Genomic DNA, 14,642 nt, shown 5'->3' with positions numbered 1-14,642 from the left:
GTTATCCTAAAATTTCGTTGATGGGGTTACCGAATACGTCTGTGAGGCGGAACGGCCTGCCCTGGAACTGGTATGTCATTTTTTCGTGATCGAAACCGAGCTGTTGCAATATCGTAGCGTGGATGTCGTGAACGGATACCTGTCCTTTCACGGCGCTGAACCCGATCTCGTCGGTTTCTCCCCAGCTGCCGCCGCGTTTGATGCCGGCGCCGGCCATCCACATCGTGAACGCTTCCACGTGATGATCGCGGCCCATGTAGGGCATTTCCTTGCCTTCGCGGTTTTCCTGCATAGGTGTGCGGCCGAACTCGCCGCCCCAAACCACGAGTGTTTCATCGAGGAGGCCGCGCTGCTTCAGATCGAGCAGGAGCGCGCTGATGGGCTTGTCGATCTCGCGGCATTTATTGCGCATGCCGAAATTCACGGCCGTGCTTTCGTCGGTACCGTGGGCATCCCATCCCCAGTCGAACAACTGTACGAAACGGACGCCTTTTTCCACGAGCTTCCGGGCGAGCAGGCAATTGTTCGCGAACGATTCCTTGCCCGGTTCGGTGCCGTACAGTTCATGAATGTATTCCGGTTCGGATTTGATATCCATTACGCCCGGCACGGAAATCTGCATTTTATACGCGAGCTCGTACTGCGAAATGCGCGACAGGATCTCCGGGTCCTGGAAGGTTTCATATTCCAGCCGGTTCACTTCGTTGATGGCCTGGATGCCCTGGTACCGCAGGTCGCGGTTCATCCCTTCCGGGTCAGACAGGTACAGGACCGGTTCGCCTTTGGAACGGCATTGCACGCCCTGGTACACGGAAGGCAGGAACCCGCTTCCCCAGACACTTTTACCTGCATCCGGCGTTTTGCCGCCCGATGTCAGCACCACGAATCCCGGCAGGTTGCTGTTTTCCGAGCCAAGCCCCCAGGTTACCCAGGCACCGGTGCTCGGCCGGCCGAGGCGCGCGCTGCCGGTGTGCATGAACAGCTGGGCGGGCCCGTGGTTGAACTGGTCTGTCTGAACGGCTTTCAGAAAGCTCATATCGTCTACCCGCTCCGCGAGGTGCGGCATGAAGTCAGACACCCATGCGCGGCTTTCGCCATGTTGCTTAAAGACCGCCTGCGGCCCCAGCATGCGCGGCACGCCGCGGATGAACGCGAACTTTTTGCCTTCGAGGATGGATTGCGGGCATAATTGATTATGCAGTTTCTCGAGTTCCGGTTTGTAATCGAACATTTCCAGCTGCGAAGGCGCGCCGGCCATGTGCAGGTATATGACGCTTTTGGCCCGTGCGGGGAAATGCGGCGCGCGGGGCTCCAGCGGGTTGAGGCTTTGCGTGGGAGCGGAAGACGAGCCCGAGAACAGGTTGCAGCCGCCCAGCATCGAAGCGAGGGCGGTGCCGCCGAGGCCGGTCACGCAGTCTTGCAGGAAGTGCCTGCGGGAGAAAAACCGGGCGGCCCGGTCGTTGGCTTCTTGTATGATTTTTTCTACTGCCATGATCGTCAGGATTTGGTCAGGAACTCGTCCAGGTTCAATAATGCGTTGGCCACGATGGTGAGGGCGGCCAGGTGTGCTTTTTCTTTCTCGGGGAATTGGCGCATGTTCAGGGAATCCGCGGCCGCGGGGTCTTTCTGGTATTGCTCCAGCGCCTGGCGGTAGAGCTTTTCCAGCACGGCCGTTTTGGCGTCGGTGATGTCTTTGTTCATCGCCAGTTGATATCCCCGTTTGATGCAGGCTTTGGCGTTGCTGCCGCCGTCTTTGCCCATCCGTTCCGCCAGTGTGCGTGCCGCTTCCATGAACACGGGATCGTTGAGCGTCGTTAATGCCTGCAGGGGTGTATTGGTACGGATGCGGCGCTGGAGGCAAACCTCGCGGCTGCTGCCGTCGAACGTAATGGCGGAAGGATAAGGGCTGGTGCGCCGCAGGAACGTGTACACGCCGCGGCGGTGCTGGTTCCCGTTTTCGGAAGTCTTCCAGCTGTCGCCGCTGTAAACCGTCATCCACACGCCTTCGGGCTGCCAGGGCATTACCGCGGGGCCGCTCATGGTGAGGTTGAGGAGCCCGCTCACGGCCAGCGCCTGGTCGCGCACCTGCTCTGCCGAAAGGCGGAAGCGGGGACCGCGGGCCAGGAGGCGGTTGGCGGGATCTTTCTCCTGCAGTTCCGGACTGCTTTTCGAATCGCGGCGGTAGGCGGAGGAAAGCACGATTTCGCGGAGCATGGATTTCACGCTCCATTTATGTTTATGAACGAATTGATATGCGAGATAATCGAGGAGCTCGGGATGTGATGGGGCAAAGCCCTGCGTCCCGAAATCTTCCAGCGTTTCCACGAGCCCGATGCCGAAAAGCTGTTCCCACAGGCGGTTGACCATCACGCGGCTCGTGAGGGGGTTCTTCGGATCGGTGATCCATTGCGCGAGGCCCAGCCGGTTGCGCGGCGCGCCTTCGGGGAAGGGGTTGAGCGATCCCGGCGTGGCGGGCTGCACCTGCGGGCCATGCACAAGCCAGTTGCCGCGTTCGAATACGTAAGTAGGCCGGAACAGATCGGGCGTGTTTTCCACCATGATCGGCAGGCCGTCGGGATAGGCGTTCACGAGCTGCATGAACTTCGTTTCCATTTCCTTATATCCGGGCTGCCCTTTGCCGGGCAGATCGTGCCGGAAAGCCATCCATTCCACACCGGCCACGGAATGCATGGGGTCTATCGCCGGGTTGCGGAAGATGAAGAACAGATCGTGGCGGCCTGCGAGCGGTTTCAACGCCACCGGCAACACGCTATTCCCTTTCGGAAGCTCGATATTGGCGACCACAGGGCCTTTCAGACTATCGGAACGGATCTCCAGGCGCCCTCCGCCCGACCAGTATCGCAGCAGCAGCGTGGTGGCTTCGTTGAGCGGGACGTTTTTCATCCGGCAGCTGCCGCCGTTGCGGATGCTGATGTATTTGGTATCGGCGAGCTCGCCGTTGATGAATTGATCGGCGTCGTGAGCGTGCACTTTCGGTTCCAGCGCGCGGAGGAAATCTTCCGTGTCTTTCACCTGCGAAGCGTTCCCGTATTGCGCCACCCATTTGGACACAGCGTCTACTTCCGTGCGTTGCAGGCTGTCGTAGAACCGGAGGCGGGGATATTCGCCCGGAGTGTCTTCGTCGCGGGTATTATTAAGGAAGGCCATTAATTTATAATAGTCTTCGAAATGGAACGGATCGTAAGGGTGGGCATGACATTGCACGCAGGCGATGGTGGTGCCCTGCCATACTTCCATGGTGGTGTTGACGCGGTCGATGATGGCCGCGGTGCGGAATTCCTCGTCCTGCGTGCCCCCTTCATCGTTATTCATGGTATTGCGATGGAAGGCCGTGGCGATGTATTGTTCCTGCGTGGGGTTCGGAAGGAGGTCGCCGGCGAGCTGGTCAACGGTGAATTCATTGAACGGCATGTCTTTATTGAACGCCTGGATCACCCAGTCGCGGTACCGCCAGAAATCGCGGCGGGAGTCTTTTTCGTAGCCTTTGGTGTCGGCGTACCGGGCGAGGTCGAGCCACATGGACGCCCATTTTTCTCCGAACTGCGGTGAGGCGAGCAGGGAGTCTACCATATTAGCGTAGGTCTCTTCGCTGAAGTTTTTGCTGAAAGCGGCGGTGCGGGCTTCGGACGGCGGGAGGCCGATGATATCGAGGGAGAGCCTGCGCAGGAGGGTTTGCGGGTCTGCCTGCGGGGCGGGATCGAGGTTTTCGTCGTCGAGTTTATCGTTGATGAACTGATCGATGGTGGCGCCGGCGGCGGGCGGTTTGGGGGGAACGTACGCCCAGTGCTCGCCCCATTCGGCGCCCTGTTCCACCCAGCGGGTGAGGATGTCGATCTCTTCGCTGGAGAGCGGTGCGGCTTTGAGGGGCATGCGCTCTTTGGGGTCTTTGGTGTGGAGGCGGCGGATGAATTCCGAGGCGCTGGCGTCTCCGGGAACGATGGCGGGCTTGCCGCTTTTGGTGACGCCGAGGGCTTCTTCGCGGAAGAGCACACTGAATCCCCCGCTTTGCTTCACGCCGCCATGGCAGCTGATGCAATGCTTGTTAAGGATGGGCTTTACTTCTGTGCTGTAATCCACTTTCTTCCCGGACCCGCATCCTCCGAGCCACAGGGCGGTAAAGGGGACGAGGGCCAGGCTGGCGGGAATCCAGCGGCTGGAACGAATGGTCATTTTCATGTTAATGGCCGTGGAAATATTTTATTGATGAATTACTGTAACGAGACGCTGCAATTTATAACGTTGAATTGCTTCCTGCACCAGGATTCCTGCTAATATCATACAACTCCCTGCTAAAATCCTTTAGATTAAGCGTATTTAATACCCCTAATCTACAAAAAGGGAAATTGGGAAGCAAGCGGGTTTGACAAACGGCAAAAAAAGAAGGGTGAAAGAATTCACCCTCCGGTATATGCATACATTAGACATGAGACTTATTTGAGGCCGATACGGACAACGGGACCGTTTATCTGTTTGTCCTCGGCCGGGTATTTCGGTTTCCTGTAACCCGCAGCCGGGGCGCGCAATGCGCGTCTTTGGCACTTGGGGACATGGACGTTGAAAGGCCGGCAAATCGGCTTACCGGGGTAAGGCCAGGCAACACTGAAAAATCGGCGTGCCGACCACCAACCACGGCAGTTGTATTTAAATAGAGTGAAAATCGGGGTGTCAGGGGTGAAGCGTAGAAAAAAAATATTTCGCTTTGAAATTTCACCCTTTAGACAGTTTTCCCTGTCTATCTTCTCGTAACTCATACATCTTATGGAATCTATCGCAAGCAGACTGAAAAATTTCATTCAGCACAAGCAGCTGAGCACCTCCGCGTTTACCCGGATCCTGGAATATAAAAGCTGTGAGAAGATCGCGCGGCTGTTTCGATCCGAAGGTGCCAAACCGAGTGTAGACATCATCGCGGATATCGCCAACCGTTTCGCAGACCTGAACATCCGCTGGTTACTGACAGGCGAAGGCGATATGCTGGAGCCCCTCACCACCAACACCTTCGCCATCAGCGCCGATATCCTGCGGTCGGAAGCACTCGAATCCCTCCTCCTCCAAAGCCGGATGGAAGAGCCAGACATTACACATCGCCTGAGCCTCGCTCATAACATATAACCAACCATCTTCACCCTGTGACACCCCTATTGAAGGGCTGCCCTCAAAAGCAGCCCTTTCAATTGAAAAGGTATCACTCCAAAAATATCGCACCTTACATCAATCGGTTGAAATCCGCAATGCCCCCACGGCTGAACACCGGAACTGAACATTACGGCTGAACGCTGCTGTGTTAAAACCCATCAATCGTATTACTGATTCAGGTAGTATCCACTTCAAACCCCAACTCCATCCTTTCCTGTAACACCTATATATAAAGAAGGGCTACCTCGACAGGCAGCCCTTTTCCATTGTTTACATCTAAAAAAATATCATTGAATCGATGGAGTTCCCTTAATATCCCTTGTTCTGCTCCAGGTGCCCGATCCGTACGTCTTCATCCGGCACCGGCAGCAACTCGTGTTTATTGGGCTTATATCCCAAAGGCCCCAGTTCCGCTTCCGCCCTGCCCCAGCGCACCAGGTCCAGGTACCGGAACCCCTCGAAAGCCAGTTCCAGCTGCCGCTCCCGAACAATGGCGTCGAACAGCGCATTGCCCGTCGCTGTTACATCTGCCAGCTTGGCGCGCTTGCGCACCTTGTTCAGCTCCGTCCGCGAACGCCCCTCGTTCCCCACGCGGTAATACGCCTCCGCCGCCATCAGCAACACGTCTGCATACCGGATCAACCTGGAATTGGTACCATAGTTCAAATCGGGCGTCCCGTCGTCGGGATTGGTGGTAACGGTCGAAAAGGAACCGTATTTCCGCTGGATGTACCCTTCGAAATCCCACACCGTCGGGTCCGCGAATTTCCCGCCGCCGGCTGTCAGCTCGGCCACCGAAAACATCGTCTGCTTCCTCCGCACCACGTCTCCCGCGGCCACAAATGCGTCGTACAACTTCTTCTTGCCTACGTTGAACCCCCATCCACCGTCGAGCGAATCGCCGGTCATGCGGGTATAATGTTCTTCACGGGGGCCCATGAGCTTGATGTGGATGTTGCTTTCGATCTCCCGGAAACGGTCCCACGGAAAGTTATCCCAGGTATACCGTTTCTGGTCGGTAAACGGCACTTCGAAAACACTTTCGATGCCGAACTCGCCCTTTTGCGAGAAAGCCATCGCCACGGAAGGCTCCAGGTCATATTCGCCGGAATTGATCACGTTATTGAACTGCTCCGCCGCCAAGGCCCATTTTTTCTGATAGAGATATACTTTCCCCAGCAACGACTGCGCCGTCCCCTTCGTCACGCGGAACCTTTCGCTCGCCGGCAATCCGCTTCTGACGGAAAGCACGGGGATCGCTTCCTGCAGGTCTTTTTCGATCTGGGCGTACACTTCGGCCCGGGCGATCCGCTTCGTTTGCGTGTATTCGGCCGGCGCTAGGTCTTTGAGCACCAGCGGCACATCGCCCCACAAAGCCGTCAGCTCCGAATAATAGTACGCGCGCAACACCTTGCTTTCTGCGATATAGCGCTTCTGCATATCCGATGTGCCGGCCACGCGGTTGATCACCTGGTTGGCCCGGTAAATGCCGAAGTAATTCATCCGCCACACCCATAAAATGCTCTCGCCCTGCGCGTCGTGGGTGAAATTGTCCAAGGCCTGATAATGCGGCTGGTCGCCCGGACCGTTCCCGCCTGCATTGCTTTCATCCGACGGCAGCGTTTTCAACAGCAGCGGGCTTCCCCATCCCCAGTTGTATTCCGCCTGCAGCATATCGTAAGCCGCAAACGTGGCCGTTCGGGCGTCGGCGTCGGTTTTATAATATCCCTCCAGCGGCATCCGGCCGGGAATGTCCTGTTCGAGGAACCCTTTCCCGCAACCCGCTCCCAACAACAGCGCCGCGCCGAGGATGATCGTATTTCGTTTTTGATTTGGTTTCATGACTGGATTGTTTGCAGGTTAAAAGGAGAATGAAAGGCCGAACATGGCTACCCGCGGAATGGGATACACCCCGCGATCGATACCCAGGCTATTGTTGTCGTTACTGCCCGCCTCGGGATCGAGCCCCTTGTATTTCGTGAAAGTGAAATAGTTGTCGAGCGAGCAATAAATCCTTGCGTTGCTGATGTGGGCGCGTTTCAGGAGCGACTGCGGGAATGTATACCCCACTTGCAATTGACGGATGCGCATATACGAACCGTCCATCACCATATAATCGCTGTTGTAGGCAAAAGTGCTGGCGGTGTTGGCGCCAAACCACCGGGCATTGGCGTTCTGGGCCGTCCACCGGTCTTCCCACAGAAAAAGCGGGCGGTTGCCGGTTGGCCGGTCGGTACGGTTGAAGCCCATCAGCACGTCGTTCCCGGATTGCCCCTGCACGAGCACCAGGAAATCGATGCCTTTATAATTGAGGCTCACCCGGCCGCCGTACACGAAATCGGGGTGCGGGCTGCCAATGAAATCATAATCGCCCACGGAAATCGATTTATCACCGTTTACGTCTACCGGCCGCGGATCGCCGGGGCGGATCACTTCGTCGGTCGCATATTGCGCTTTCCATGCGTCGATCTCGCGCTGGGTCTGGAAAATGCCGTCGGTTTTGTAGCCGCGGAAGTACCAGATGGGCATGCCCTTTTCGAACCAGGAAGCCGTCCATCCCGTGCCCACGGTGGTCCCGGGGATGCGGTCGGTAAATTCGTTGAGTCGCAGCACTTCATTGTCGATCGTGGTCAGGTTGGCGGCGATCTCGAATTTGAGCGCGTTTTTATTGTCGTTGCGATAGGCGACTTCAAATTCCCACCCACGGTTCCTGACGTCGCCGCCATTCACAATGTGGAGCACGTTGCCGAGGAAGTTGGGAACTTTACCAGGCGTGAGCAGCCCCTTCGTCACTTTGCGGTAATAGTCGACCACGAAGCTGAGGCGACTGTCCAGCAATCCGAAGTCCGCACCGAAATCGAGCTGTTCGCTGGCTTCCCATTTGAGGAACGGGTTCTCCAGGCCGGCGGGCTCTGCGCCCACATGAAATACCCCGTCCACATCCGGATAGGCGATGCCCTGTGTGGTAATGAGCGCGTTCCAGTCGCCGATGCCGATATTGGCGATGCTGCCGTTCTGGCCCCAGCTGGCGCGGAGTTTCATGTAATTGAGGACATTGCTTTTCGGGAAGAAGTTTTCATTGGATGCCACCCATCCCGCAGAAACCGACGGGAACGTGCCCCAGGTATTGGCCGGCGGCAGCAGCGAAGAGCCGTCGCGGCGGACGGTAGCGTTGAAGAGATATTTGCTTTTGTAATCGTATTGCAGCCGGCCGTAGTAAGATACCAGCGATGTGCTCGTCTGGATACCGGCGATGCGGTCTTGCCCGTCCGGAATATAATCGGGATAACTGAACAGCGGATCTTCGCGGAACATGCCGGAAGCCGTGCCGTTCAAACGGTCGTAATTCCGGCGGAGGGCGCTCATACCGGCCATGATCGTCAGGTCGTGCTTACCGAAAGCGCGGTTGTAAGTGGCGAAGTTTTCCCATTGCCAGTTGTACCAGTTCTGGTTATTATCGACAGTACCGGGCGTGGTGTTGAGGCGGTTGGCGTTCCACCAGAAAGTGGGCGTCCAGGCGTGCTGGCGCTGGAAAGCCGCATCCAGCCCGAACCTTGAAGTTATTTTCAGTCCTTTCACCGGCGCCAGTTCCCCGTAAATATTGCCCACTACTTTATGCTGCGTAGTGGTGTTATGGGTAACATCGATGAGCGCCACGGGGTTGCCGGCTTCGCCGAACACGTAGTCAGACACACCGTAGTAGCGGCCGCGGGGGTCTTTGACGAGCGTGTACCCTTCGTCCAGCGCCTGTTGCGCACGCGGCGAAATCTGGCCGTCGTACGCCACCGGAAACAGCGGGTCGAGCAAAATGGAGTTGTTGATGACGGAACCGAATTCGGAATCTTCCGTCACCCCGTTCCTTTTATGATAGGCGTAAGACAACCGGTTGCCGATGGTCAGCCAGGGCTTGATCTGGTGATCGGAGTTGAGGCGGACGGTATAGCGGTCGAAGCGGGCTTTGGCGCCGCCGATGGGGCCGTCCTGCCGGTACATGGTGCCGCCGAGGAGGTACGACGATTTTTCGCTGCCGCCGCTGAAGTTGAGGGTGTACCGCTGCATGGGCGCGTTCTGGCTGATCTCGTCGAACCAGTCCGTCCCTTTTTTGCCTTTCCAGTCGGCCGGGTTGGGAATATCGCCGGGCGTTTCCGCGTCTGTGAGGTATTGGCTGTATTGCTCGGCGTTCATCATGGGCATGTTGTTCTTGAGCGACTGCCGGCCGTATTGCATGCTAAAATCGATACGGGGCGGCATATCTTTCCTGCCGGTTTTGGTGGTGATGATGACCACGCCGTTGGCGCCTTCGGCACCGTAAATCGCCGCCGATGCGGCGTCTTTCAGCACTTCGATGGAAGCGATCTCTGAGGGGTCGAGGTATTCCATGCCGCCGGCGCGCATCCCGTCGATGATGTACAGCGGTTCGGAGGAACCGTTGGAGCCCGTGCCGCGGATGCGGACCCGCATCCCGCTACCCGGCGAACCGGACACGGGCAGCACAGTAACGCCTGAAGTCCGTCCCTGCAGCGCCTGTTCCACTCGTGTAGCCGACACCGTAGCAATGTCTGCCGCTTTGATGGAAGAGATAGCGCCGGTCACGAGGCTTTTGCGTTGCGAGCCGTACCCCACTACCACGATCTCGTTGAGGGCGCGGTTGCTCACATCGAGCGTGAGGTCGAAATTGCGGCTGTTGCCGACGGTGATCTCCTTGCTTTCGTAACCGAGCAGGGTAACCTGGAGCACATTGCCGGGCGTAACATCCAGGGCAAAGCGCCCATCGCCGTCGGTGGTGGCGCCGCGGGTTTCGCCTTTCACCTGGATGGATACGCCGGGCAGCGGCGATCCGTTTTCCCCGTCGCTGATCTTGCCCTGGATGCGCACCCTGCGCACGGTGTCGGTCAAGGTGCCTGCGAAACCCGCCGCACTGGCGCCGTTGACCCGCATGATCGGTTGTGATGCCGGTCCGGAATTGGCAGGTTGCGGGTGGATGGGCGTTTCCATCTTCGGGCGGGGGGATTTCTCGCCCAGGGGCACGATGGCCCAGGTATTGGGCTGGACAGACTGCGCCTGCAAACCATGTGGATGCAACAATGCCTGGAGCATTTCTTCCACATCGTCGAAATCGGAAGGTTTGAAATTTACTTTGACTTTGGGCAGTTTACGGGATTCGTACAGCAGGTCTACTTTATATGTTTTGTGGATCTCCTTCAGCAGCTGTTCGAGCGTTTTCTGCTGCCTGGAAGCATCGCCTCCCGGCCGCATATGATGCGGAGCGCCGCTGTTCGCGGCCAGGTCCTGCCCGCCGGCAAACGCCAGGGTGGAACCGGCCGCGAAGGCAGCTGCCAGCAAGGTGGTCCGCAACAAATTGTTCGCTTGCATATCGTTGGAATTTTAAAATGGGTGAAACAATTTTGGTTGACAGTAATTTCCCATCCGGCCTGCGCATGGCAAACCGTTACTTCTGCAGAAGCTGTTACGTTTACTGATATCTTTAAAAAACTAGTCTTTGGTTGAAATATTGATCTTATGATTCGCGTGCTCGATGGATAGATTCATGGTGAGCGCCAGGGCATTAGACAATTGTTCGATATTCCGGGCATACAGGTCGCCGCTGATGGTACGCTTCGCCGCTTCGGGACTGAGCGTTACTTCATAGCCGTATTTGGTGCGGATGATAGCGGCGATCTCCTGCATGGATGTGTTTTCGAAATGATAGCGGTGGTTGCGCCAGTCTGCGATCTGGTCGGTATTCACGGCTTCGCGGAGGCGGGATTTTTCGTGGTCGACCTGCACTTCGTCTCCGGGTTTCATCATGATCACTTTGGGGCCTTCGCTGATATCGGATTTGGCGGTGAGCTGCACCTTCCCTTCCTTGAGCGATACGGTGGTACGGGCTTCCAGCATATTTACGTTGAACTTGGTACCGAGCACTTCCACGTCGATTTCGGGGGTATGGACGATAAACCGGGCATCGGCGGCGCCGGGATGTTTGGTGATCTCGAAATACGCTTCCCCGTCGAGCCACACGCTGCGGCTTTCGGCGCTTTTCCATTCGGCGGGTATGCGGAGGGTGGAATTGGCGTTGAGGAAAACGGTGGAACTGTCGGGCAGCATCACCTGTTTCATTTCGCCGTATTGGGTGTGATATTCGCGCATGTTGTCGAATAGCAGGTTGCAATAGAGCATATATCCTCCCCAGGCGATGGCCGGCACGAGCACTGCGGCCGCCAGGAGGCGAAGCGTGCGGCGGGGCTTGCGATGCGGTCTTTTTCCCAGCTCGGGAGCGATCCGTTCCCAACTGCGGCTTACCTGCGATGCGGGCACCTCCCGCCGGCGGAACCGGAACGGGGCTTTATCTGGGCCTTGCGGTAAGGAAGGATCTTCCATAACGTGTTTTATAGAAAGACACGAAAATGCGCCGGGGATACTCCTTTTTTGGGAAATATTTTTAAAATACCTGCCAAAGCAGCCACCACAGCGGCAAATGGCCCATCCATTTACGCAGTTGGGCAATGGCTTTATGGACGAGGTTCACGACCGACTGGTAATTTACCTTCATGATCGCCGCTATCTCGTCGTACGAAAGGGATTCGTAGAAACGCAGGTAAAGGGCTTCCTTCTGGCGGCGGGGCAGCTGGTTGAGGTACTGTGCGATGGCGTTGCGGCGGGCGGCGGCAGATTCTTCGGATATAATAATGTCTTCCGGAGAAAATTCGATGTCGGGGCCGGGAGCGGTGAGGACTTGCAGGGTTTTGAGGCTGCGCAGCTGGTTGAGGCAATGGCGGCGCAGGGAGGCGAAGAAAAATGCGCGTAGGTTGCGGGTAGGACCGATGGCGGACTTTTTGGTCCAGATGCGGATAAAAACTTCCTGCACGGCGTCGTCGGCCAGGTCCCCGTCGCCGAGGATGGCCAGTCCATACCGGAACAGCAGGGGATAGAGCCGGGCATGCACCTGCGCATATGCCGCGGCGTCGCCGAGCAGAACGGCGTCCCAGTGCGAGTTCAGTTCTTCATCGTGGTCATAGGTATCCGACATGCGCAAAATTGGATACTTTCGGTTTATGAAATGGTAATTTCGCTAAAATAGCATTTCCGTCCGAAACGCACTTTAAATTAACATACCGATGTTCAGCTTGCAAATTTATCCCGCGGTACTGCTCGTTTCTTTGGAAACGCTCCTGTTTTTCTGGCCACTCGCGGCTTTCGGTCTGGCGATACTCCTCATCTTCCTGTTCCGGAAACGGCTGAAAGGCAATAGCAACAGCGATTACACGTCGTCCTCCCCCTGGAGCTATTCCGATTCCGGCACGAGCGATAGCAATTCCGATCCCGGGTCCTTCGGCGGTTATGGCGGCGGCGATGGTGGTGGTGGAGGCGCCAGCGGCGATTGGGGCGATAGTGGCGGAGATAGCGGTGGCGACGGTGGAGGAGATGGCGGTGGGGGCGATTAAGGGCAAGATTCATCAATACGGAATTATGCGCTATACATAAAGAAATAACCCGCTGGGGAGTGCGGATGAGGGCTTAATATATAGATATTTTTACTATCTTTAATCCCCTCATACCTGTAAAATAACATGCGAACCGCACTTACATCCCTGTGCCTCAGTGCTTTATTGTGCTGTTGGATGCCCCCTCCCGCGCATGCCCGCACCCACCCATCCAGGCCATCGGCCACGGCGGAAGAGAACACCAACTTCGTGATCCGGGAAAAGAAGGAACGCTATGAATTCACCCGCGGCGATAAATCGAACCCCGTCTGGGTAAAGGAAACTTCCGGCACCATATTCCGCTGCAACGAATTCCGGGAAGCCATCCCCATCGTCACCTTCTACAACGATTACAGCCGCGTGGAAGAAGTAAAAGCCTGGGTAGACGGCGACCGCCTCAAAGTAAAACCCGAACACCGCTACCACGCCATCGAAGATATTTTCTACGCAGACGCCAGGATCTGCGGTTTCATGCTCCCCTTCAAAAAGAAAGGAACGGAAAGCCGCACCGAAATCGAAAAAACCACCATCGATCCCCGGTATTTCAACGCCATATATTTCCAGGAAGAATATCTCGTCGAATCCAAGGAAGTCACCATCGTCATCCCCCGCTGGATGAAAACGGAAATAAAAGAAATGAACTTCGAAGGCCACGGCATCCAACTCGTCAAATCCTACGATAAAAAACTCGACGCCGACGTTTTCACCTACACCGCCGCGCAAATCCAGCCCGGCAAAACCGAGCCCGGAGCCCCGGGCCCCAGTTACCTCTATCCGCATCTGCTGATCTTCAGCCACAGCGCAGATTCCCCCGCAGGCTCCGCCACTTACTTCGGCAACCTGCAAAACCTCTACGCATGGTACCACAGCCTCGTGGCCGCTGTCGATAACGACCGCGATGCCGTCAGATCCACTGCAGCCGCCATCGTGAAAGATAAATCCACCGGCCTCGATAAAATCAAAGCCATCTACACCTGGATGCAGGAAAATATCCGGTACATCGCTTTCGAAAACGGTATCGCCGGCTTCAAACCCGCCACCGCACAGGATGTACTGGCCAAAAAGTACGGCGACTGCAAAGGCATGGCCAACCTCACCCGCGAAATGCTCGCGTCCCTCGGTTTCGACGCAAGGCTCTGCTGGATCGGGACGCGCCACATCGCCTACGACTATTCCCTGCCCACCCTCGCCGTGGATAACCATATGATCTGCGCCGTTTTGCTGGACGGCAAAACCTGGTTCCTCGACGCCACCGAAACCTACATCGGCTTCGACCAATACGCCGAGCGCATCCAGGGCCGGCAGGTGCTCATCGGCAACGGCGACAAATTCGAGCTGGCCCGTATTCCAGAGCGCACCTTCGAACAGAACCGCCAGACCGAAAAAAGGACCCTCCGCATCGAGGGGACGAAACTCACCGGCTCCGCTTCTCACCGGCTTACCGGAGAATGCACGGAAAACATCCTGTCCAGCATCCATCAAATCCGCAGAACGAAACTTGACGAAGCCCTGCAGGAATACCTGTCCAAACAGAACAACCAATACCGCATCGCCAATATGCGAACGTCCGACCTCCACAACTGGAATACCGACCTCGTCATCGATTACGACATCACGCATCACGATGCCGTGAGCGCCTTCGGGAACGAGCTCTTCGTGGAAATGGACTTCCGCAAGGAAATGGACGACGCCGCCATCGATACCGCCCGCCGCCACGACTACTGGTTGCCCTACAAACGGCAACTGGTGCAGGAAACGGTGCTGGCCCTGCCCGATGGCTACAAGGTGAAATCCCTCCCGCCCGCGCTCGATGTAAACCAGCCCAACTACGCATTCAAAGCCACATACGAACAGCAAAACGGACAAGTCATTTACCGGAAAGAAATCATCATCCGCAATACACGCCTGCAACGCAAAGACTTCGCAGCCTGGAACGCCGGCATCAAAAAACTACGCCAATCCTATCTCGAACAAATCTCCCTTACCAAAAAATAATTCACC

General features: G+C 56.7%; 9 protein-coding genes. 3 read left to right on the top strand and 6 right to left on the bottom strand.

Going from position 1 to position 14,642, the window contains the following annotated elements:
* Position 1: 1 nt before the first annotated feature.
* Together ACQKLP_RS02935 and ACQKLP_RS02930 are read right to left on the bottom strand one after the other, a co-directional pair.
* Entirely contained in the window at positions 2–1,492 is a 1,491-nt protein-coding gene (locus tag ACQKLP_RS02935) for a DUF1501 domain-containing protein (RefSeq protein WP_427319902.1), read from the bottom strand.
* Positions 1,493–1,497: 5 nt separating this feature from the next.
* Positions 1,498–4,197 (bottom strand): DUF1553 domain-containing protein, encoded by a 2,700-nt coding sequence (locus tag ACQKLP_RS02930; protein ID WP_427319900.1) that lies wholly within the window; start codon positions 4,195–4,197, stop codon positions 1,498–1,500.
* 582 nt (positions 4,198–4,779) lie between these two features.
* Here ACQKLP_RS02930 and ACQKLP_RS02925 point away from each other — a divergent pair.
* A complete protein-coding gene (locus ACQKLP_RS02925) occupies positions 4,780–5,133 on the top strand; it encodes a hypothetical protein (protein ID WP_427319898.1) in 354 nt (117 codons plus the stop codon).
* A 333-nt stretch (positions 5,134–5,466) separates the two neighbouring features.
* Here the strand turns inward: ACQKLP_RS02925 and ACQKLP_RS02920 are convergent, their stop codons facing one another.
* The 4 genes from ACQKLP_RS02920 to ACQKLP_RS02905 all read right to left on the bottom strand — a co-directional run bounded on the left by ACQKLP_RS02920 (position 5,467) and on the right by ACQKLP_RS02905 (position 12,187).
* The gene (locus ACQKLP_RS02920; RefSeq protein WP_427319896.1) at positions 5,467–6,999 is read right to left on the bottom strand and encodes a RagB/SusD family nutrient uptake outer membrane protein; all 1,533 of its coding nucleotides are present in this window, start codon (positions 6,997–6,999) and stop codon (positions 5,467–5,469) included.
* Positions 7,000–7,017: 18 nt separating this feature from the next.
* Complete coding sequence (locus ACQKLP_RS02915) at positions 7,018–10,530, bottom strand: SusC/RagA family TonB-linked outer membrane protein (protein WP_427319894.1); 3,513 nt, start codon at positions 10,528–10,530, stop codon at positions 7,018–7,020.
* Positions 10,531–10,650: 120 nt separating this feature from the next.
* Positions 10,651–11,538 (bottom strand): FecR family protein, encoded by an 888-nt coding sequence (locus ACQKLP_RS02910; RefSeq protein WP_427319892.1) that lies wholly within the window; start codon positions 11,536–11,538, stop codon positions 10,651–10,653.
* Positions 11,539–11,599: 61 nt separating this feature from the next.
* Entirely contained in the window at positions 11,600–12,187 is a 588-nt protein-coding gene (locus tag ACQKLP_RS02905) for an RNA polymerase sigma factor (RefSeq protein WP_427319890.1), read from the bottom strand.
* Positions 12,188–12,275: 88 nt separating this feature from the next.
* Here ACQKLP_RS02905 and ACQKLP_RS02900 point away from each other — a divergent pair, with 88 nt between their 5' ends.
* Together ACQKLP_RS02900 and ACQKLP_RS02895 are read left to right on the top strand one after the other, a co-directional pair.
* Positions 12,276–12,602 (top strand): hypothetical protein, encoded by a 327-nt coding sequence (locus tag ACQKLP_RS02900; RefSeq protein WP_427319888.1) that lies wholly within the window; start codon positions 12,276–12,278, stop codon positions 12,600–12,602.
* Positions 12,603–12,728: 126 nt separating this feature from the next.
* The gene (locus tag ACQKLP_RS02895; RefSeq protein WP_427319886.1) at positions 12,729–14,636 is read left to right on the top strand and encodes a transglutaminase-like domain-containing protein; all 1,908 of its coding nucleotides are present in this window, start codon (positions 12,729–12,731) and stop codon (positions 14,634–14,636) included.
* Positions 14,637–14,642: the final 6 nt, after the last annotated feature.

Origin of the sequence: Chitinophaga sp. NPDC101104 (assembly GCF_050277495.1) — a bacterium.
Lineage (GTDB): Bacteria > Bacteroidota > Bacteroidia > Chitinophagales > Chitinophagaceae > Chitinophaga.
Note: the sequence above shows the minus strand (reverse complement) of the source record. Positions and strands in the feature narration are given on the sequence as shown.

Coding starts and splice junctions, on each gene's coding strand:
- ACQKLP_RS02915 (WP_427319894.1), bottom strand. CDS start 10,530: ATGCAAGCGAACAATTTGTTGCGGACCACCTTGCTGGCAGCTGCCTTC.
- ACQKLP_RS02930 (WP_427319900.1), bottom strand. CDS start 4,197: ATGAAAATGACCATTCGTTCCAGCCGCTGGATTCCCGCCAGCCTGGCC.
- ACQKLP_RS02895 (WP_427319886.1), top strand. CDS start 12,729: ATGCGAACCGCACTTACATCCCTGTGCCTCAGTGCTTTATTGTGCTGT.
- ACQKLP_RS02910 (WP_427319892.1), bottom strand. CDS start 11,538: ATGGAAGATCCTTCCTTACCGCAAGGCCCAGATAAAGCCCCGTTCCGG.
- ACQKLP_RS02900 (WP_427319888.1), top strand. CDS start 12,276: ATGTTCAGCTTGCAAATTTATCCCGCGGTACTGCTCGTTTCTTTGGAA.
- ACQKLP_RS02925 (WP_427319898.1), top strand. CDS start 4,780: ATGGAATCTATCGCAAGCAGACTGAAAAATTTCATTCAGCACAAGCAG.
- ACQKLP_RS02920 (WP_427319896.1), bottom strand. CDS start 6,999: ATGAAACCAAATCAAAAACGAAATACGATCATCCTCGGCGCGGCGCTG.
- ACQKLP_RS02935 (WP_427319902.1), bottom strand. CDS start 1,492: ATGGCAGTAGAAAAAATCATACAAGAAGCCAACGACCGGGCCGCCCGG.
- ACQKLP_RS02905 (WP_427319890.1), bottom strand. CDS start 12,187: ATGTCGGATACCTATGACCACGATGAAGAACTGAACTCGCACTGGGAC.